Annotated in this window: 13 protein-coding genes; 4 read left to right on the top strand and 9 right to left on the bottom strand. The window is 65.9% G+C overall.

Annotation, left to right across the window (positions count from 1 at the left end; genetic code table 11):
• Positions 1 to 119 precede the first annotated feature (119 nt).
• From DOM33_RS14380 to lldD, 6 genes are all read right to left on the bottom strand, one after another.
• On the bottom strand, positions 120 to 1,130 hold the full coding sequence (locus DOM33_RS14380) for a dipeptide ABC transporter ATP-binding protein (RefSeq protein WP_110670118.1): 1,011 nt from the start codon (positions 1,128 to 1,130) through the stop codon (positions 120 to 122).
• Positions 1,127 to 2,197, bottom strand: a complete 1,071-nt coding sequence (locus tag DOM33_RS14375) for an ABC transporter ATP-binding protein (RefSeq protein ID WP_110670116.1) — start codon at positions 2,195 to 2,197, stop codon at positions 1,127 to 1,129. Before DOM33_RS14375 ends, DOM33_RS14380 begins: the two co-directional genes overlap by 4 nt.
• Positions 2,198 to 2,222: 25 nt before the next feature.
• Entirely contained in the window at positions 2,223 to 3,122 is a 900-nt protein-coding gene (locus DOM33_RS14370; protein ID WP_110670114.1) for an ABC transporter permease subunit, read from the bottom strand.
• Positions 3,123 to 3,134: 12 nt separating this feature from the next.
• Positions 3,135 to 4,139 carry an ABC transporter permease subunit gene (locus DOM33_RS14365; protein ID WP_110670341.1) on the bottom strand — a complete coding sequence of 335 codons (1,005 nt, stop codon included), beginning with the start codon at positions 4,137 to 4,139 and terminating at the stop codon, positions 3,135 to 3,137.
• Positions 4,140 to 4,214: 75 nt separating this feature from the next.
• Positions 4,215 to 5,804 carry an ABC transporter substrate-binding protein gene (locus DOM33_RS14360; protein ID WP_110670112.1) on the bottom strand — a complete coding sequence of 530 codons (1,590 nt, stop codon included), beginning with the start codon at positions 5,802 to 5,804 and terminating at the stop codon, positions 4,215 to 4,217.
• Positions 5,805 to 6,058: 254 nt separating this feature from the next.
• Entirely contained in the window at positions 6,059 to 7,195 is a 1,137-nt protein-coding gene (gene lldD, locus DOM33_RS14355; protein WP_110670110.1) for an FMN-dependent L-lactate dehydrogenase LldD, read from the bottom strand.
• Between the two features lie 503 nt (positions 7,196 to 7,698).
• On the opposite strand from lldD, the gene DOM33_RS14350 reads away from it, so the two are divergent.
• The 4 genes from DOM33_RS14350 to DOM33_RS14335 all read left to right on the top strand — a co-directional run bounded on the left by DOM33_RS14350 (position 7,699) and on the right by DOM33_RS14335 (position 14,730).
• Positions 7,699 to 9,147 (top strand): efflux transporter outer membrane subunit, encoded by a 1,449-nt coding sequence (locus DOM33_RS14350; protein ID WP_110670108.1) that lies wholly within the window; start codon positions 7,699 to 7,701, stop codon positions 9,145 to 9,147.
• Positions 9,144 to 10,316, top strand: a complete 1,173-nt coding sequence (locus tag DOM33_RS14345; RefSeq protein ID WP_110670107.1) for an efflux RND transporter periplasmic adaptor subunit — start codon at positions 9,144 to 9,146, stop codon at positions 10,314 to 10,316. The genes DOM33_RS14350 and DOM33_RS14345 overlap by 4 nt, the downstream gene beginning before the upstream one ends.
• The gene (locus DOM33_RS14340) at positions 10,313 to 13,540 is read left to right on the top strand and encodes an efflux RND transporter permease subunit (protein WP_110670105.1); all 3,228 of its coding nucleotides are present in this window, start codon (positions 10,313 to 10,315) and stop codon (positions 13,538 to 13,540) included. The genes DOM33_RS14345 and DOM33_RS14340 overlap by 4 nt, the downstream gene beginning before the upstream one ends.
• Before the next feature lie 179 nt (positions 13,541 to 13,719).
• Complete coding sequence (locus DOM33_RS14335; protein WP_110670103.1) at positions 13,720 to 14,730, top strand: Ldh family oxidoreductase; 1,011 nt, start codon at positions 13,720 to 13,722, stop codon at positions 14,728 to 14,730.
• 86 nt (positions 14,731 to 14,816) lie between these two features.
• On the opposite strand, the gene DOM33_RS14330 is transcribed toward DOM33_RS14335, so the two are convergent.
• The 3 genes from DOM33_RS14330 to DOM33_RS14320 form a co-directional block, all read right to left on the bottom strand.
• The gene (locus DOM33_RS14330) at positions 14,817 to 15,692 is read right to left on the bottom strand and encodes a glycine betaine ABC transporter substrate-binding protein (protein ID WP_110670101.1); all 876 of its coding nucleotides are present in this window, start codon (positions 15,690 to 15,692) and stop codon (positions 14,817 to 14,819) included.
• A gap of 180 nt (positions 15,693 to 15,872) precedes the next feature.
• Positions 15,873 to 17,516: a BCCT family transporter gene (locus DOM33_RS14325; RefSeq protein WP_110670099.1), complete on the bottom strand. Its 1,644-nt coding sequence runs from the start codon at positions 17,514 to 17,516 to the stop codon at positions 15,873 to 15,875.
• Positions 17,517 to 17,777: 261 nt separating this feature from the next.
• A complete protein-coding gene (locus DOM33_RS14320) occupies positions 17,778 to 18,788 on the bottom strand; it encodes an isopenicillin N synthase family dioxygenase (protein ID WP_110670097.1) in 1,011 nt (336 codons plus the stop codon).
• Between the last annotated feature and the right edge of the window lie 277 nt (positions 18,789 to 19,065).

The following is a 19,065-nucleotide window of genomic DNA, read 5'->3' as shown; positions in this document are numbered from 1 at the left end:
CCTCCGTCTTCATCGTTCGTCGGCCCCAAGCCTAGCCAATCGTGGCGATGACGACAGCGCACGTGTCACAGCCGCCGTCGCCTTCGACGTCTATCGACTCGCGGCGATGCTTGCCACCCCTACCTCGCACCGACACCGGCGTAGCGGGCCATGGCCTCGTCGACATGGATGCAGGCGACCTTGACCCCCTCGGCGACGGTCTCGAGCGGCGGATCGATCTTGACGCACTCTTCCGTTGCCAGATGGCAGCGCGGCGCGAACGGACACCCCGGCGGCGGACTGAGCGGTGACGGCGGCTCTCCCTTGAGCTTGACCCGCTCGCGCTGGCGATTGGGGTCCGCCACTGGCGTCGCCGAGAACAGCGCCTGGGTATAGGGGTGGCGTGGTGTGGTGAACACCGCCTCCGCCGGCCCGGTCTCCACCGGCTGACCGAAGTACATCACGATGACGTCGTCGGCGATGCGTCGCACTACCGAGAGATCGTGGGAGATGAACACGTAGGCCAGCCCGAACTCGTCCTGCAGGTCCGCCAGCAGGTTGAGCACCTGCGCCTGAATCGACAGATCCAGCGCCGACACCGGTTCGTCGAGCACCAGGATTCGCGGGTTGAGCATCAGCGCGCGGGCGATGGCGATACGCTGGCGCTGACCGCCGGAGAACATGTGCGGATAGCGGTCGGCGTGCTCCGGCCGCAGGCCCACCTTGGCGATCATCTCCAGCGCCTTGTCGCGGCGCTCGGCGGCACTCATCTCACGCCGGTTGAGCCTGAGCGGCTCCTCCAGCATGGTCGCCACGGTCTTGCGCGGATTGAGCGAGCCGTAGGGGTTCTGGAAGATGATCTGCACCTCGCGGCGCAGTTCCGCCGGCGGGCGCTGGCCCTCCTTGAGCGAGACGTGGTGGCCGCCGATGGTGAGCTCGCCGCTGGTCGGCGGCTCGATCATCGTCAGCACCCGGGCAAGGGTCGACTTGCCGCAGCCGGACTCGCCCACTACCGCTAGGGTCTGGCCCGGGTAGAGTTCGAAGCTCGCCTCGTTGAGCGCCTTCACCGTGGCCGGCTTGGAGAAGGTGCCGCCCTTGATCTGATAGTGGCGCGTGAGATGACGCGCGCTGAGTACGGCATCATGGCTCATGGGCGCACCTCCGGTTGCGTGGCGTGAGGGTCGCGTGACACCGGCGGCGCGTCGCCCGGCGAGGCGTCGCGCGGCGATACGTCATCCGGCGTTGCCGCGTCCCCGGGGTTGCCCAGCGGGTAGTGGCAGAGCGTGCGCGCCGGATCACCCGGCGCGGCGACCGGCTCCACCTGGCGGCAGTGCTCGGTGACGTACTGGCAGCGCGGGTTGAACAGGCAGCCCGTGGGCCGATCGTGCTGGCCCGGCACCACGCCGGGGATGGTCGGCAGGCGATCCTGCCCCATTGCCCGCTCCGGCAGCGCCGAGAGCAGCGCTTCGGTATAGGGATGGCGCGGGTTGGCAAAGAGCGACTTCACCTCCTGCTTCTCCACCTGGCGTCCGGCGTACTGGACGATCACGTTCTTGGCCGTCTCGGCCACCACGCCCATGTCATGGGTGATCAGGATCAGCGCCATGCCGGTCTCTTCCTGCAGCGTGAGCAGCAGCTCGAGGATCTGCGCCTGAATCGTGACGTCGAGCGCGGTGGTCGGCTCGTCGGCGATCAGCAGACGCGGATCGCAGGAGATCGCCATGGCGATCATCACGCGCTGGCTCATGCCGCCGGAGAGCTGGTGCGGATACGCCTTGATCCGTCGCGCCGGGTCGGGAATCCCCACCTGGGCGAGCAGATCGAGGGCGCGCTCGCGGCGCTCCTTGCGATTGCCGCCCTTGTGCTGCTTGATCATCTCGTCGATCTGGGTGCCGACGGTGAAGCAGGGATTCAGGCTGGTCATCGGCTCCTGAAAGATCATCGACATCTCGCCGCCGACGATGCGTCGGCGCTCCCGCGCGCTCAGATGCTGCAGATCCTGGCCGTCGAACGCCATCTTGTCGGCGGTGACCTGAGCCGTCCACGGCAAGAGCCCCATGGTCGCCAGCATCGAGACCGACTTGCCCGAGCCCGACTCGCCGACGATCGACCATACTTCGCCACGGTCGACGCGGATGTCCACGTCCTCCACGGCGGCAAACAGCCCGCTGCTCGTCTGGAAACGAACGCTGAGGCCTTCGATATCTAGAAGTGCCATTGTGAACTCCTCATCGCAGCGTCTCTCACGAACGCTTCATCTTGGGGTCCAGCGCATCGCGCAGGCCGTCACCCATCAGGTTGATCATCAGCACCGTCAACAGGATCACCAGCCCCGGGAACGTCACCGCCCAGTAGGCGCTGCCCATGAACTCACGCGCATTGGCGAGCATCGCCCCCCACTCCGGCGTCGGCGGCTGCACGCCCATGCCGAGAAAGCCGAGCGCCGCGATGTCGAGAATCGCGGTGGAGAACGAAAGCGTCGCCTGCACGATCAGCGGCGCCATGCAGTTGGGCAGCAGCGTGTTGAACATCAAGCGCATGTGCCCGGCGCCGGCCAGCCGGCTGGCGGTGACGTATTCCCGGCTCTTCTCGCCGATCACCGCCGCCCGGGTCAGGCGCACGAAGTACGGCAGCTGCACCAGGGCGATGGCGATCATCGCGCTGGTCAGGCCCGGGCTCAGGATCGCCACCAGGCCGAGCGCCAGCAGCAGACTCGGGAATGCCAGCACCACGTCCATGATGCGCGTGATGACGGTCTCGACCCAGCCGCGGAAGTAGCCCGCCAGCAGGCCGAGGAAGATACCGCCGCACATCGAGATCAGCACCACCATGGCACTGATCGAGAGCGAGTAGCGCGCGCCGAAGATCAGCCGCGAAAGGATGTCGCGACCCACGGCATCGGTGCCCAGCAGATAGCGCCAGCTCCCCTCATCGTGCCAGACCGGCGGCACCAGCAGCGCCGAGCGGTCCTGCATCGCCGGGTCGTGCGGCGCGACCCAGGGCGCGAGCAGCGCCACCAGCATGATCAGCGTGATGAAGATCAGCCCGGTAAGCGCCCCGCGGTTGGTACTGAAATCCTTCCAGAAGCCACCCAACTGATGACGAAACGTGCCGGGTGCAGCGGGGGTGGAGATTGCAGCCATTGTCATGCCCCCTTAATGGCGAATGCGCGGGTTGATGACGCCATAGGCCACATCCACCAGCAGGTTGACGATCATCACGATGAACGCGATCAGCACTAGGCCACCCTGTACCGACGGGTAGTCGCGCCGCGAGATCGCATCGATCATCCACTTGCCGATGCCCGGCCAGGAGAAGATCGTTTCGGTCAGGATGGCACCGGCGAGCAGCAGCCCCACCTGCAGGCCGATCACGGTGACCACCGAGATCAGCGCGTTACGCAGGGTGTGGACCATGATAACGCGAAAGTTGGAGAGCCCCTTGGCGCGGGCGGTGCGCACGTAGTCCTCGCCCAGCACCTCGAGCATCGAGGAGCGGGTCTGACGCGCGATTACCGCCAGCGGAATGGTGCCCAGCACGATCCCCGGCAGAATCAGGTGATGGAGCGCGGAGAGAAACGCATCCCAGTCCCCCGCCAACAGCGTGTCGATGGTCATGAACCCGGTGACCGAGTCGATGAAATACATGAACGAGATTCGCCCGGAGACCGGCGTCCAGCCCAGCGTCCCGGAGAAGAACATGATCAGCAGAAGCCCCCACCAGAAGATCGGCATGGAGTAGCCGGTGAGGCTCACGCCGACGACGGTGTGATCGAGCAGCTTGCCGCGTCGCGTCGCCGCGAGTACGCCCGCCGGCAGGCCGATGATCACGGCAAAGGCCAGCGCGAAGAGCGAGAGTTCGAGGGTGGCCGGAAAGCGGCTGAAGAATTCTCCGGTGACCGGCGCGTGGGTGACGAGCGAGTCACCGAGATCGCCCTGGAGGAGCCCTTTCAGGAAGTCCCAGTACTGTACGACCAGCGGTCGGTCGAAACCGAACTGCGCCTGCAGCTCGGCGTAGCGCGCAGCGGAGATCCCCCGCTCGCCCGCCATGAGAAGAATCGGATCGCCCGGCAGCAGGCGAATGAAAGCGAACGCCACGATGGTGACGCCAATGAAGGTCGGCACCAGCTGCGCCAGCTTGACCAGTAAGAATCTGAGCATATTGGAGGTCTGGCTAGTCACGCGCGGGCGCGAAGCGGCTGTCAGGGCCGCTTCGCGCGCCACGAAGGGAGGGAGTTACTCTTGGATGTCGACGCCTTCGAAGCTATGGCCACCCAGCGGGTCGACCTTGTAGCCGGTCACGTCCTGACGCAGCGGCATGAAGACCGTGGAGTGGGCGATGGTGTCCCAGGGCGCCTGCTCCTTGAAGATCTCCTGCGCCTGCTCGTAGAGCTTGGTGCGCTCGGCCTGGTCGTCCAGCGTCTTGGCCTTCTGGATCAGCTCGTCGAACGGCTCGTAGCACCACTGAGCACGGTTGGCACCGCCCACACCGTCACAGCCGAGCAGTACGCCCATGAAGTTGTCCGGGTCACCGTTGTCGCCGGTCCAGCCGAGAATGACCGCGCCGTTGCGATCTTCGGCCTTGGAGCGCTCGAGGTACTCGCCCCACTCGTAGGTGACGATGTTGGCATCGACACCGACCTTGGCCAGATCCGACTGCATCAGCTCCGCGGTACGCCGGGCATTGGGCATGTACGGCCGTTGAACCGGCATCGCCCACAGATCCATCTGGAGATCCTCGACGCCAGCGTCCTCGAGCATCTGCTGAGCCTGCTCGGGATCGTACGGGTCGTTCTCGATGGCGTCGTTGTAGCTCCACATGGTCGGCGGAATCGGATTCTTGGCGACTTCGCCCGCGCCCTGGAAGACCGCGTCGATGATGGCTTCCTTGTTGATCGCCATATTGAGTGCCTTGCGCACTTCGGGCTGATCGAACGGCGCCTGCTGGGTGTTGTAGGCCAGATACGCCACGTTCAGGCCCGGCTCTTCCAGCACCTGAATCTCGTCGTTCTGCTTCATGGCATCGACGTCGGACGGGTTCGGGTACGGCATCACGTGGCACTCGCCGGCGCGCAGCTTCTGATAGCGAACCTGAGCGTCGGAGGTGATCGCAAAGACCAGATTGTCGATCGGCTGCTTGCCGCGGAAGTAATCCGGGTTGGCCTGATAGCGGATCGCGGCGTCTTCACGATAGTTCACGAACTGGAACGGCCCGGTGCCGATGGGGCGCTGGTTGGCCATCTCCAGCTGGTCCTGCTCGATCAGCTGCTCCTCGTACTCCTTGGAGTGAATCGAGGCGAAGTCCATCGCGAGGTTGGCGACGAACGGCGCTTCCGGACGGGTCAGATGGAACGTGACGGTGTGATCGTCGACCTTCTCGATCGAGTCGATCAGCTCGCCCATGCTCATGGCGTTGAAGTACTCGAAGCTGCCGTTGGCGAGCTTGTAGAACGGGTTGTTCTCGTCCATCTGGCGCTCGAAGGTCCAGATGACATCGTCGGCGGTGAGGCCGCGGCTCGGGGTGAAGTAGTCGGTGGTCTGGAACTCGACGTCATCACGCAGATGGAAGGTGACGGCCTTGCCGTCGTCGGAAACTTCCCAGCTCTCGGCCAGCGCCGGCTCGACCTCGGTGGTACCCGGGGTGAACTGGACGATACGGTTGTAGATCGGTTTGCTGGAGGCGTCGAAAGTGGTCCCGGCCGTGTAGAGCGAGGGGTCGAAGCCTTCCGGAGAGCCTTCCGAGCAGTAGACGAGGGTCTTTGCCATGACCGGGGTCGTCGCCATCATGGCGGCCGCCACGCCCGCGGCCAGTAACGTCTTCTTCATTGTCGTTCTCCGCACAGCGGTTGCTGTTATTGTGATGTTCGGCTCGTGGCCAGTTATCGTTATCGCGCCTGCTACCGATCGCTCCACGACCGGCAATCGCGACAGAGTAGAGCGATCCGTCGCGCAAGATCAATCCGGCGATGACGTTAGATCGTTGCGTTTGGTCGCAATCGTTAACGCATCCTCGGCGATGTCGTGCGTCGTCGCGGGGATGGCGCCTCCCTGGTAACGCTTCGTCTAGACCCCATGCAGGATCAGGCCGGCACCAGCGAGTCGGGGCCGATGTCGGCGATCGAGCGGGTGCTGGTCAGCGTCATCGCCACCCGCATCTCCTTTTCGAACAGCTCGAGCATATGGGTCACGCCCGCCTCCCCCGCGGTCGCCAGCGCGAATAGCCAGGCGCGACCGAGCAGCACGCTATCGGCGCCCAGCGCCAGCAGACGTACCACGTCGAGCCCGTTGCGCACGCCGGAGTCCGCCAGCACGGTGAGATCGCCGCTCACCGCCTCGGCGATCGCGGGCAGCGCCCGGGTGCTGGAGAGCACGCCGTCGAGCTGACGCCCGCCGTGATTGGAGACGACGATACCGTCGGCGCCGAAGCGCACCGCGTCGCGAGCGTCCTCCGGGTCGAGAATCCCCTTGATGATCATCGGCCCCTTCCAGAACTCGCGGATCCACTCCAGATCCTGCCACGAGATGGCCGGATCGAAGTTCTTCGCAAGCCAGCCGATATAGTCCTCGAGCCCCGTCACCTGGCCGCGGTATTCCGACACGTTGCCCAGATCGTGCGGGCGCCCCTTGAGCCCCACGTCCCAGCTCCAGAACGGATGCGTCGCCGCCTGCAGCATCCGGCGCTGGGCGGCGAACTTGCCGCTCATGCCGGAGTGCGCATCGCGATAGCGCGCGCCGGGGGTGGGCATGTCGACGGTGAACACCAGCGTGCGCACGCCCGCCGCCCACGCCTTCTCCAGCACGTGCTGCATGAAGCCGCGATCCTTGAGCACGTAGAGCTGGAACCAGATGGGGCGGCTGGAGGCGCGGGCGACCTCCTCCACCGGGCAGACCGACACCGTGGAGAGCGTGAACGGAATGCCCTTCGCCGCCGCCGCCCGCGCCGCCTGCACCTCGCCGCGCCGGGCGAACATGCCGGCAAGGCCGATCGGTCCCAGCGCCACCGGCATGGGCAGGCGCTCGCCGAAGAGCTCGGTCGTGAGCGACAGTTCGGACATGTCCTTGAGCACCCGCTGACGCAGCGCGATCTCGGAAAGATCGTCGACGTTACGCCTGAGGGTGTGCTCGGCGTAGGAGCCGCCGTCGGCGTAATGGAACAGAAACGGCGGCAGGCGGCGCCGGGCGGCGCGGCGGTAATCGGTGGCGGCGGAGATGATCATGGCGTGACTCGTCGACCTGAGGGAGACGTTCTCGGCCGTGGCCGTATCGGCTGGCATCATCGATGACGCCGCCCGTGGCGAGCCGGAACGTCTCCAAGCTACGCGTCGGCCGGCCCCGGCTCCATGCGTTGCACCTTCTCCTTTCGTCGTAGACACGTATGGGCACGACTCTCCGCCGTTCGAGATGCCCAGAAAGACGCGCCGCTCTCCTCAAGGCCGGAACGACTTTTGACCTTGGAGGGGATGGCATGTGTTACAAACAGCACGACCGAGAGCCGCCAGGTTACAAAGGAAGCCCCACGAGCGTCTCTTGCCGGGCGCTGACCGAATGCCGGGCCGCTTCCTCTCGCACCGCGCAGCGTCGGGTAGCGCAATGAAAGAGAGCTTGGCGTAGAGCCGCGGTTCGGGCGCTTGCCGGCCCCAACCGGCGCACTGAGCCGGTGTCCTGAAAGGCCGTCACCCCGAGTGGCAGCTACGAATCGCAACGGATCGAGCCCCTATCCATGGCATTACCCACGCTTGGCAAACTCTCTCTCTCCCTGCTTCTCGGGGGGCTGCTATCCGCCTGCGCGACCCTGCATCGGCCCGACCCCGTTCCGCCGCCGACGGGGCTGCCGAGCACTTTCCTGGCGGTAACCGGGGAGCAGGCGCTGGTATCGGGCGGCTGGTGGCGGGACCTGGAGGACGCTCGACTCAACGCTTTCGTCGAGACAGCGCTGGACGACAACCCGGGCCTTGCCCAGGCCATCGCTCAGGCGCGCATTGCCGAGGCACAGTCGCGCAGCGATCGCGCCGACCTCTTCCCTCAGATCAGCGCCGGATTGAACAGTACCCGTCAGCGCCGCCCCAGCACCCCGCTGCCGGGCGGCGAGGGGGGCGGATATAGCATCACCAACAGCCACAACGCGACGCTGGACGTCAGCTGGGAAGTCGATCTGTGGGGGCGGCTGGCCTCTCTATCGGCAGCGGGCCAGGCCGATTATCTCGCCGCCCGCGAGCAGCTGCGCGGCGTACACCAGTCTCTCGTGGCGGACGTCGTATCGCTCTATCTCGACATCGTGGAGGCCCGCGCCCAGGTAGCGCTCTCCGAGGATACGGTGAAGGCGCTGAGCGAATTCTCCCGCCAGGTCGAAAATCGCGTCGAACAGGGCGTCGTCTCGCCCACCGATGCCACCCTGGCCAACGCCAATCTGAGCTCTGCCCAGGCCGGGCTCGAACAGCGCCGCGAAACCCTCGCTCGGGTCACGCGTCAGCTGGAGATCCTGATGGGGGACTACCCGGCAGGACAGCTGATCACCACCAGCGAGCTTCCCGCCGTGCCGCCGCTGCCCGCCGCCGGGGTGCCCGCCGAGCTGCTGGCCCGGCGGCCGGACGTACGCGGTGCCGAGTGGTCGTTGCTGGCGGCGGACTATCGACTGGGAGCCGCGGAGCGCTCCTTTTTACCTGCGATTTCGCTGAGTGGCAGCACAGGCTCCACGGGCAGCGAGCTGGCCGATCTCTTCAGCAGCGGTTCGTTCATCTGGACGATTGCCGGCAATATCGTGCAGCCGATTTTTCAGGGCGGGCGGCTGCGGGCCCAGGCCGATGTCGCCGAGGGGCAGCGCGACGACGCCTTCTACGCCTACGTGGATACCGCGCTCACCGCCCTGTCGGAAGTCGAGACGGCGCTTGCCGTCGACCGCTTCCTGGCGCAGCGGGTCATCGCCACCGACAACGCCGCCGGCCACGCCGAAGATGCGGTACGCGTCTCCTTCAATCGCTACCGACAGGGCATCGAGCCCTTCCTGAACGTGCTGGAGAGTCAGCAGCGGGCGCTGGATAGCCGCAGCGCCACCATCTCGGCCCGAAGTGATCGGCTGGCCAACCGTATTGCCCTGCACCTTGCCCTCGGAGGCGGCTTCGACGACGTCTCGGCGATCGACCCGACCGTTACTGGAAATTCTGCGCTATGAAAACAACTCCCTTGGCCTGCGGGCTGATCCTGTTGCTGGTGCTGAGCGCCTGTGGAAGCGACGAAGCGCCCCCCACGGAGGACGCCGAGGTCCAGCAGGCCCCCGCGGTCAGCGTGCGTGTCGAGCCCGCCGAAGTGGTCGCGCTGCAGGGCTGGACCTACAGCCAAGGCACCGCGCGCTCCCTGCGTCGGGAGTACCTGAGCTTTACCGAGCAAGGCAAGGTGACCTTCGTCGATCAGGACTTGCGAGTGGGCATGCCGGTCGAGGAGGGCCAGCTGATTGCCCACCAGGCCCCCGGGCGCCTGGAGGCGGAGCTGGCCTCCGCCCAAGCCTCGCTCGAGGAGGCCGAGGCCAGCCTTTCGCTGGCGCGGGTCACCCAGCAGCGCTACCAGACGCTGGTCGACCAGCGCTCCGCCTCCGCCCAGGAGCTGGACCAGGCGCGGGTCGAAGTCCAGCAGGCCCTGGCGACCCGCGACGGGGCCCGCGCGGAAATCGCCCAGGCCGAGGTCATGCTCGAGGAGTCGCGGCTGGTCTCGCCCATCGACGGGGTGCTGGCACGCCTCAATATCGAACAGGGCCGCTACTTCATGCCCAGTACGGTGGACTCCTCCACCGAGCAGGGCGCGCTCCAGACGGTGCCGGCGCTGGTGATCGACCCGTCGCGCTTCGAGGTGCGGGTGGATCTGCCGTCGTACAATTTCAACCGGGTCGAGGTCGGGGCGCGCGCCATCATCGGCGGGCGGCCGCCGCAGAATGCGGACAGCCTCGACCCGGAGACGCTCGGCGAAAGCGAGATCGGCGACATTCATGCGATCAGCCCGTCGGTCGACCCGCAGTCGCGCACCTTCGAGGTCATCCTTCGCACCACCGGCGACACCCCGCGCCTGCAGGATGGCGCCTTCGTCGCTGTCTGGATGGCCGAGCCCGAAAAAACCGAGGCGCTGAGCGTGCCCTTCAGCGCCCTGCGCTTCTTGAACGACCAGGCCTTCGTGTTCGTGTTCGATGAGCAGAGCGGCCGGGTGGAAGAGCGCAGCGTACAGCTCGGCCAGCAGGCCGGCGAGCGCCGCGAAGTGCTGGAAGGGCTCGCCGCCGGCGAGCAGGTGGTGACCGAAGGGCGTACCCGATTAAACGATGGCGACCGCGTGACGCTCATCGGGGGCCAGCCATGAGTTCGGACGTCACAGAAAATCCAACACCGCCGGCGCGACGCGAAACCGACGAGGTGCGCAGCGCCCACCGGTTGATGCGCTTTTTCTTCCTCAAGCCGATCTTCGGCATTCTGCTCACCCTCACGATGCTGCTGGGCGGGCTGTTCGCCTACTCGGCGCTGGTCAAGGAGGCGCTGCCCGCCCTCGATATTCCCCAGGCGAGCATTACCACGGTATGGTCCGGGGCGGACCCGCGCTCGGTGGAAGAGCAGATCACCGACCTGATCGAGGACGAAATCACCACGCTCAGCGGCGTGAATACGGTCAACAGCGCCTCGTTTGATTCGCTGTCGGTCATCTCCGTCGAGTTCGATGCCTCGATTAACACCACCGACGCCATGACCCGGCTACGCGCCGCCGTGGCGGATGCGGAGTCCGGTTTTCCTTCCGAGGTCGAAAGCCCCAACATCAGCCAGAGCTCGGTGGACGACCGGCCGATTCTGACCCTGGCGCTGCACGGTAGCGCCGGCTCCGCCACGCTGAATCAAACCGCGCGCCAGATTCGCGACGCGCTGGAGCGCGTGCAGGGCATCAACGAGGTCAACATCGGCGGCGAGCGCGAGGATATCGTCCAGATCCTCATCGACCCGGAGCGGCTTCTCGCGCTGGGGCTTTCGCCTACCGCCATTCGCGACGCCGTGCAGCAGGCCAATATCGAGCAGCCGTTTGGCGAAGTGCGCAGCCAGAACATGGGCGCGGTGGTGCGCCTGGAAGGCCGCTTTTCCGATATCGACGACCTGCGCGCGCTGCCCGTCTCGCGCCTGGAGAACAACCAAAGCTCCCGCGCGCTGACCCTGGGTGAGGTCGCCACGGTCAAGCGCATGCAGGAAACCGAGCAGTCGCGGGCGTTTTTCAGCGAGCTTGGCCGCGACTATGAGTCGTCGCTGGAGATGTCGATCACCAAAACGCCCGGCGCCGATACGGTGCAGGTGGTAGAGCGCATTCGCGCCTCCCTTGCCGACCTGGAAGCGGCCGGCAGCTGGCCCTCTCAGGTGGGCTACTCGGTGCTGCAGGACGACGCCGTGCAGATCTGGGACTCGCTGACCGAAGTTTTCACCAGCGCCCTGCAGACCATGCTGGTGGTGTTCGCCATTTTGTTCATCACCATCTCCTGGCGCGAGGCGATCGTGTCGGGACTCGCCGTGCCCGTTACCTTTGCCGGGGTGCTGCTGGTCGTCTGGGCGCTGGGTTACTCGCTCAACGAGCTGGTGATCATCGGCATGGTCATCGCGCTGGTGATGATCATCGATGTGTTCATCATTTTGATGGAGGGCCTGCACGACGAGATCTACCGCAACGGCTGTACCTTCGGCCAGGCGGTGCTGGCTACCGTCAAACGCTACGCGATTCCGGTTTTCGCCGCGCAGGTGACCACCCTTCTGGCCATGGCGCCCTTGATGTCGATTGGCGGCACCATGGGCGCTTTCGTGCGCATCCTGCCGGCCACGATCATCATCTGTCTGGTGCTCTCTTTCGTGGTCGCCATGCTGTGCGCGGTGCCGCTCTCGCGGGCGCTTCTGGGCAAGCAGCGCCGTGGCGAAGGCGAGGAAAAACCGGGCCTGGCGGACCGGGTGACCCAGCGCGCCGTCGACCGCGTGGAGCGCTTTAACGGTCGCTATATCGTGGCCAGCCGCGGCCGCGCTTGGCTTTGGGTGCTGGGGGCGGTCGTGCTGTTTGTAATCTCGCTGTTCGCGTTTACTCAAACACGCCTTGAGCTCTTTCCGGCAGCGGACGGCGAGCGGCTGGGGATCAATATCGAGCTTCCGCCCACCGCGCCGCTGGAAACCTCCCAGGGGGTCGCCGATCAGGTCGGCGAGATCCTGCGCGACAAGCCCTATTTTGCGAGCATCAGCAAGCTGGTGGGGCTCAAGAGCCCGTTCGCCGGCAGCGGCTCGCTGCAACCCAGCGACGCCGAGAACTTCATCGGTTTTTCGGCGATGTTCAAAGCGCGCGACGCCCGCGATGCGGACTCCTATGTATTGGCGGAGGCGCTGCGCGAAGAACTTTCCGCGTTCTTGCACGACAACGTCGCCGGGGCTGAGCTACTTGTGGTGCCGGAAAGCAGCGGACCCTCGCCGGGGGACCCCATCGAGCTCCAGCTGCTGGGCGGCAACATGGATACCCTGAAGGAACTCTCGCAGCAGGTGCAGCAGGTGCTTGCCTCGACCCCGAACGTGGTCGATGTGCGCGATAATCTGGGCGCCCCGCAGCCCCAGCTGGCGCTTCGCCCCAACCGCGACGCCTTGAGCTTTTTCGGCATGTCCTACGACGAGCTCGCCTCTCAGATCCGCATCGCCTACAGCTCGGATATCATCGGCAGCTTCGCCAGTTCCGGTGAAACCGAGGATCTCGACATTCGCCTTGGCATGGAGTGGCCAAGCCAGCCAGGCGAAGCCGGCGGGCCGAGCAATGTCGAAGAGTTCTCGCGGGTGCGCGCTTACCTGCCGGACGGCGGCTCCATCGCCATGTTCCAGCTTCTAAACCCCGTCCAGTCGGAAGGCGCGATCGCCATTTCCCACGTCGACGGCGAGCGCGCGCTGACGGTGCTGGCCAAGAACCAGGGCCGCACCGTCACCGAGATCATGAACGAGGTTTCGCCGCGCCTTGACGAGCTGCAGCGCGACTGGCCCGCGGGCTATCGCATCGCGGTGGGCGGCGAGTCCGCCGAGACGGCGGATACGCTGGGCTCGGTGGGCGTCGCCATGCTGGTCGCCATCGTGCTGGTGGTCGGCGTGCTGGTCATCGTGTTCAGCAGCTTCCGCCAGGCGCTGATCATCTTCGCTACCATGCCGCTGGCGATCATCGGCACCGCCCTTGGCTTCTGGGCGTTCGGGATCGCGTTTTCGTTTTTCGCCATGATCGGGCTGGTATCGCTGATCGGCATCGCGATCAACAACGGCATCATCATGGTCGATACCATGAACGGCTTCCTCAAGGAGGGCATGAGCGTGGCCGAGGCGGCCTCCGCCGGCGCGGCGCGAAGACTGCGCCCGCTGTTGACCACCGCCGTGACCACCATCGTCGGGCTGGTGCCGCTGGCGCTCAGCAGCGAAAGCTATCGGCCGCTGACGCTGGTGATCATCTTCGGGCTGATTTCGGCGACCTTATTGGCGCTGTTCGTCGTGCCCGCGCTCTACTATCTGCTGACCCCGGCCGATGCCAGCGAGCCCGAGGTGCTCGACTAGGGCAGCGATTCGATCTCGGTGACGCGGCATCGTGGGCGGCGCAGCGTAACGAGCGCTGAGCGCTCGAGCGACGCACCGCCACTTTGGTCTAACGGGCGGCCACGGCGAGAGCCGCTACCCTAGGCCGCCACATCGCCGGCGATACCGCGGCGCCGATTCCCCGACCCGCAGAGAGCTCCATGTCCGCTACCGTCACCCTCACGCTGTCGCAGGCCGAATCGCTGAGCCGTCGCATTCTGGCCGGCGCCGGCTTCAGCGACGCCCACGCCGAGGCGATCACTCGCAGCGTCGTCGCCGCCCAGCGCGACGAATGCCACTCCCACGGGCTCTACCGGCTGCTCGGCTGCGTGGAGACGGCGCGCAAGGGGGCGCTGGAGACGCGTGTCGAGCCCCAAGTGATCGACCAGACACCGGGGATCGTGCGCATCGACGCCCGTCACGGCTGTTCGCTGCTCGCCTTCGAGCAGGGCAAGGCCGCGCTTCAGGTCAAGGTGGAACAGAACGGCATCGCCGTGCTCGCGATCAACCGCTGCTTTCACTTCTCCGCGCTCTGGTCCGAGGTCGAGGCGCTCGCCGAGCTGGGGCTCGCGGCCATCGCCATGAACCCGACGCAGGCCTTCGTCGCCCCCGCCGGCGGCGTGCAGGCGCTGCTGGGGACCAACCCGTTCGCCTTCGCCTGGCCGCGCCCGGGCGCGCACCCCTACGTCTTCGACTTCGCCACCAGCGTCGCCGCCCGCGGCGAGATCGAGCTTCACCAGCGCGCCGGTGACGCGATCCCCGACGGCTGGGCCGTGGCTCGCGACGGCGCCCCCACCAACGACCCGACCGCCGCTCTCGAGGGCGCCATGCTGCCCTTCGGCGGCCACAAGGGCTCGGCGCTCTCGACCATGATCGAGCTGCTCGCAGGCCCACTGATCGACGACGCACTGAGCTTCGAGACTCAAGCCGCCAACGACGCCGGCACTGGCCGACCGCATCACGGCGAGCTGATCATCGCGCTGTCGCCGAAGGCCTTTCTCGGCGAGCGCACGGACGGCCAGCTCGATCACGCCGAGCGGCTCTTCGAGCGAATTCTCGATCAAGGCGCACGGCTGCCCTCCCAGCGCCGATTCGAAGCACGGGAACGCAGCCACCAAGCGGGCGTGACGATCCCGGAAGCGCTGTACCGGGATCTGGAAGCGCTGACCTAGCACGGACGCTCAGCAAGCGTGAACGCCCGGCAAGCGCTGAGGAAACGCCGGATAAGCGTGAACGCCCCGCCAGCGTTGAGGGAACGCTAGGCGTCGCCGCCGGCGGCGAGCCAGCCGTCGACTTGCTCGCGGTTGGCGTCGAGCCAGACTCGAGCGCCTTCGACGGGGTCGCCCACGGATTCGATCTCCGACATCAGCTCGCCCAGGCTCTCGTCGCTCATGTGCCAGGCGTTGAGTACCGACGTCAGCCAGGGATCGTCGGCCGCAAAGCCTTCGCGGGAGAACCAGTAGATGGTGTCGCCGTCACCAAAAATCTTCTCCGGATCGTCGAGGTATTTGAGGTCGTAATCGGCGAACGCCCAGTGCGGATTCCACAGGGTGACAACGATCGGCTCCTGGTTGGAGTAGGCGCTGCCCAGTGCCGACATCATCGCCGGCTCGGAACTATTCACCTGCTCGAGCGGTAGCGCGTAGGCGTCGATGGCGTTATCGGTCATGCCGGCGATCGCCGACCCCGGGTCGATGCCCAGAATGGTCGGACGGCCCTGATACTCGAACTCGTCGGCGCGCTCGGCAAGCTCGTCGATGCTGTCGATATCGACGTAGCTCGGCACCACCAGCCCCAGCCCGGTGCGGTCATACCAGGCGTCGTGAACCTCCAGCGTCTCCTGGTAGGGCGCGAGAAACGCCTTGTCGGTGTACGGCAGCCAAAGCTCCAGCGAGAAATCGATATCGCGGGCGGCCATCCCCGCGAAGAGCGCGCTCTTGCCGACGTTGGCCAGCTCGATGTCGTAGTCGTGATCCTCGAGCACGAGCTTCCACAGGTTGGCGACGGCGATGTTCTCCGCCCAGTTGTTGGTGCCGAGCGTCAGCGATTTGTCCTGCGCCGTGGCCGGCAAAGAGAAGAAGAGTGACAGGGCAAACGTCGCCGCGGCACTCAGCGGAGGAAGGTTCTGGTTCATGATCGTTGATCCATTTCGATGCGCGGCGACCCGTCTCACGGATCATTCGCCCACCGTTATTGTGGGAGACGGCAAAACGCTACGAGTCTCTGCTATTTCTCGGCGATCTTCACGTTCTGAACGCATTCGTCGCCGAATCGAGCGTCTCGGCGGCAAAATATCGACGAAGATCGACGCGAATCATGCCGAATTCGAGCGCTCGTTCGATGCGTGCTCTCCGGTGTTGTCCCAGTCCCCTTTCTCCGTCCACGGGTCGTGTCGAGGAAATGTTTCGATGGCGATCTCCGGGTCGCTGTAGTCCGGCTGATAGCGCATGTCGTACTTCGCCGCCCGCACGAAGGAGACCATCAGCAGTACGGCGATGGGGAGCAGCGGCAGACCACCGACGACGCTGGCGGTCTGCAGGGTCTCGAGTCCGCCCAGCCACATCAGGATCGCCGGCAGAATCGACAGCGAGATGGCCCAGAACAGCCGATTCCAGCGCATCGGCTCGCCGCCCTCCAGCTTCTTCTCCACCGCCGCGGCGAGAATGTAGGAGGTGGAGTCGAAACTGGTCGCCGTGAACAGCACCGCCAGAATGGTGAAGGCGGCAATCGCGACCCAGGCCAGGGGCAGCTCGTGGAGTACGGCGAACATCGCCGCCGTCGGCCCTTGATCGTTGAGTAGGGAGACGGCATCGAGCTGGCCGGTCAGCTGCATATAGAGCCCGAAGTTCCCCAGCGTGATGAAGAAAGCCGCGCAGCCCAGGCTGCCGAAGAAGATCCCCCCGGCCACCATCTGGCGTACCGTGCGCCCCCGCGAGATTCGCGCCACGAAAAAGCCCATGGTCGGCGAGAAGACCAGCCACCAGGCCCAGTAGAACATGGTCCAGCTCTGCGGGAAGCTGGAGTCGGGAAACCCGTCGATACCGCCGAACGCCTCGGTCCAGGTCGCCATGCGGATCAGGTTGGAGAGCATCCGCCCGATCGCATCCAGCCCAGTGTTGGCCATGAACAGCGTCGGCCCGAGCACGAAGACGAAGACCAGCAGCCCCAGCGCCAGCCACAGATTGATGTCCGACAGGATCTTGATGCCCTTCTTGAGACCGGACCAGGCGCTCCAGCCGAAGATCGCCGTGCAGACCAGCAGCACGATCAGCTGCGGCCCGATGCCCAGCGGTACGCCGAACATCTCGTGCACGCCCTCGTTGATCAGCGGGGCCGCCAGACCGAGCGTGGTCGCGGTCCCCGCCATCAGGCCGAAGATGAAGAGAATGTCGATCAGCTTGCCCAGCCAGCCGTTGGCGAGCTTGTCGCCCAGCACCGGCAGCATCGCCTGACTCACCTTCAAGACGCTTCGCTTGCGCACATGAAGGAAGTAGGCCATTGGCAAGGAGGGAATCAGATAGATCGACCAGGTGACGATGCCCCAGTGGAAGATGCCGTAGGTCGCGGCCCAGCGCGCCGCCTCGTTCGACATCGGCTCGATCTCGAACGGCGGGCTCTGGATGTAGTACATCCACTCGATCACCGACCAGTAGAGGATGCTCGCGCCGATACCGCCGCAGAACAGCATCGCCGCCCACGACCAGGTCCGGAATTCCGGCCGCTCATCGGCGTCGCCGAGCTTGATCTGCCCCAGATCGCTGAAGATGACATAGACCATGAACCCCACGGCGACGACGCCCAGCAGCAGATAGAGCACGCCGAGCTGTTCCGTGACGAAATTCTTCGCCGCGAGCACCCAGCGGGCGCCGGCATCGGGAAAGAGTACGAGCGGTACCGCTACTACTAGCAGCAACACGAAAGCGCCGATGAACGTCGGCCAATCGATGCGTTTGGACATTGCGTCAACTCCCTTTTTCGTTATGGCGGATCACCGCGCGCCTCACGGTGGGGCGTCGTTCATGGGCGGTGTCCGCGGTTATTTCCTTCCAGGACCCGAATGGGTCGTTCACTCTCGTCGGCGTCTCGTGCCGATGAGAGCGATCAAGCGGTATCGCGACCAAGCAGTGTCATGGCCAAACGGTATCGCCATTCACCTCGATTCAGGATAGTTAGCCTTTCACCGGCCCGGCGGGACGACGCGCCGATACCGGGCAACGAATCAGGACACGCCCGGCGAACGACGTTCGAGCCCCTGGAATTCGACGAAAGCGGACATCCGCTCCCACAGGCGATCGCCGTAGACGTAGCGGTCGTCACCGCTCGGGGATTCGATCACCGCGTCCACCGCCGGCTCGAAGAAGAACGGGATCGAGTGGCGCGAGCGCGTACCGCCGACGATGCGGTGCTCGGTCGCCTGAATGCGCCCGCCGGACCAGTCCGCCAGCAGCCGACCGAAATTGACCACCAGCGCATTCTTTCGCGGCGGCACCTCTTCCCAGCCGCCGCTTGGCGTTCGCACCTGCAGTCCGCCGACCTGGTCCTGCCACAGCAGCGTAATGAAACCGTTGTCGAAGTGCGGCACGCCGACCAGCCAGCGTCGCGCGTCGCCCTCGCCATCCACCGCCGGCATCGTCGCCAGCGTCTCGGCCGGGCGCTCGGGGTAGTGGATCAGGCGCAGGGTAGAATTGCCGGCATCGAAGGGCGCGACCAGCGTCTCGCGGGGGATCTCGAGCCCCTCGGCGAGCGCCCCGGCGATCCGGCGGCCGAGGGTTTCCATCGCCGCATAGTAGGCGGCGGTGTCCTCGCGCCAGCCGGGCAGGGCCGACGCCGCCGGCTGCGGCGTCGGCTCGCGCAGCGGATCGTCAGCGGCGATATCGTCGCTGGCGGTCAGAGCACGCGCCGGATGCGCCACGTCGGGCCCCAGATCGATGCCCTCTTTCCAGGTCGGGTCCTCGTCCTGCGGCGGGAAGTAGCCGCGGTAGACGTTGCGGTTGGCGGGGACGAACTTGTGTCGCGCCAAGTCGCGCTTGGCGTCGGCCTGAAGCGTGAAAAAGCGCAGCAGCCGGGCGTGGATGTCGTCCGGCAGGTCGAGCTGGCTAGGCGTCAGCCCCACCGTCATGAAGCCGGAGTGGCAGGCCGCCTCGGTGATCGCGGCGACGACCGCTTGCCGGTCGAAACCGCCCTCGAGCAGCGGCGTCAGATCGATATGCGGAATCAGATGCGTAGACATGGTCCTCTCACGGCTCAAAAAGCCTCAGGGAACAGGGAGAGACGCGTCCGGGAGCTCACGCCGGTCGCAAGCGGCGAGGCCGTGTTGCAAGATCGCCGTCGCCGGGCGCGCCCCATCGGCCATCGGCCCAACGGGCCCGAGGCAACGACGCTCCGGCGATCCGGCGATTCGGCGATTCGGCGATCCGGCGATCCGAGTGGCGACCGGACCCGTTTGAGCCCCGGCCGTGGCCGCCGCTATGCTGCACCTCGCCACCTCATCAGTGAAACGAGTCATT

Origin of the sequence: Salinicola halophilus, assembly GCF_003206155.1 — a bacterium.
Taxonomy (GTDB): domain Bacteria; phylum Pseudomonadota; class Gammaproteobacteria; order Pseudomonadales; family Halomonadaceae; genus Salinicola; species Salinicola halophilus.
This window is presented reverse-complemented; position numbering and strand designations above follow the sequence as displayed.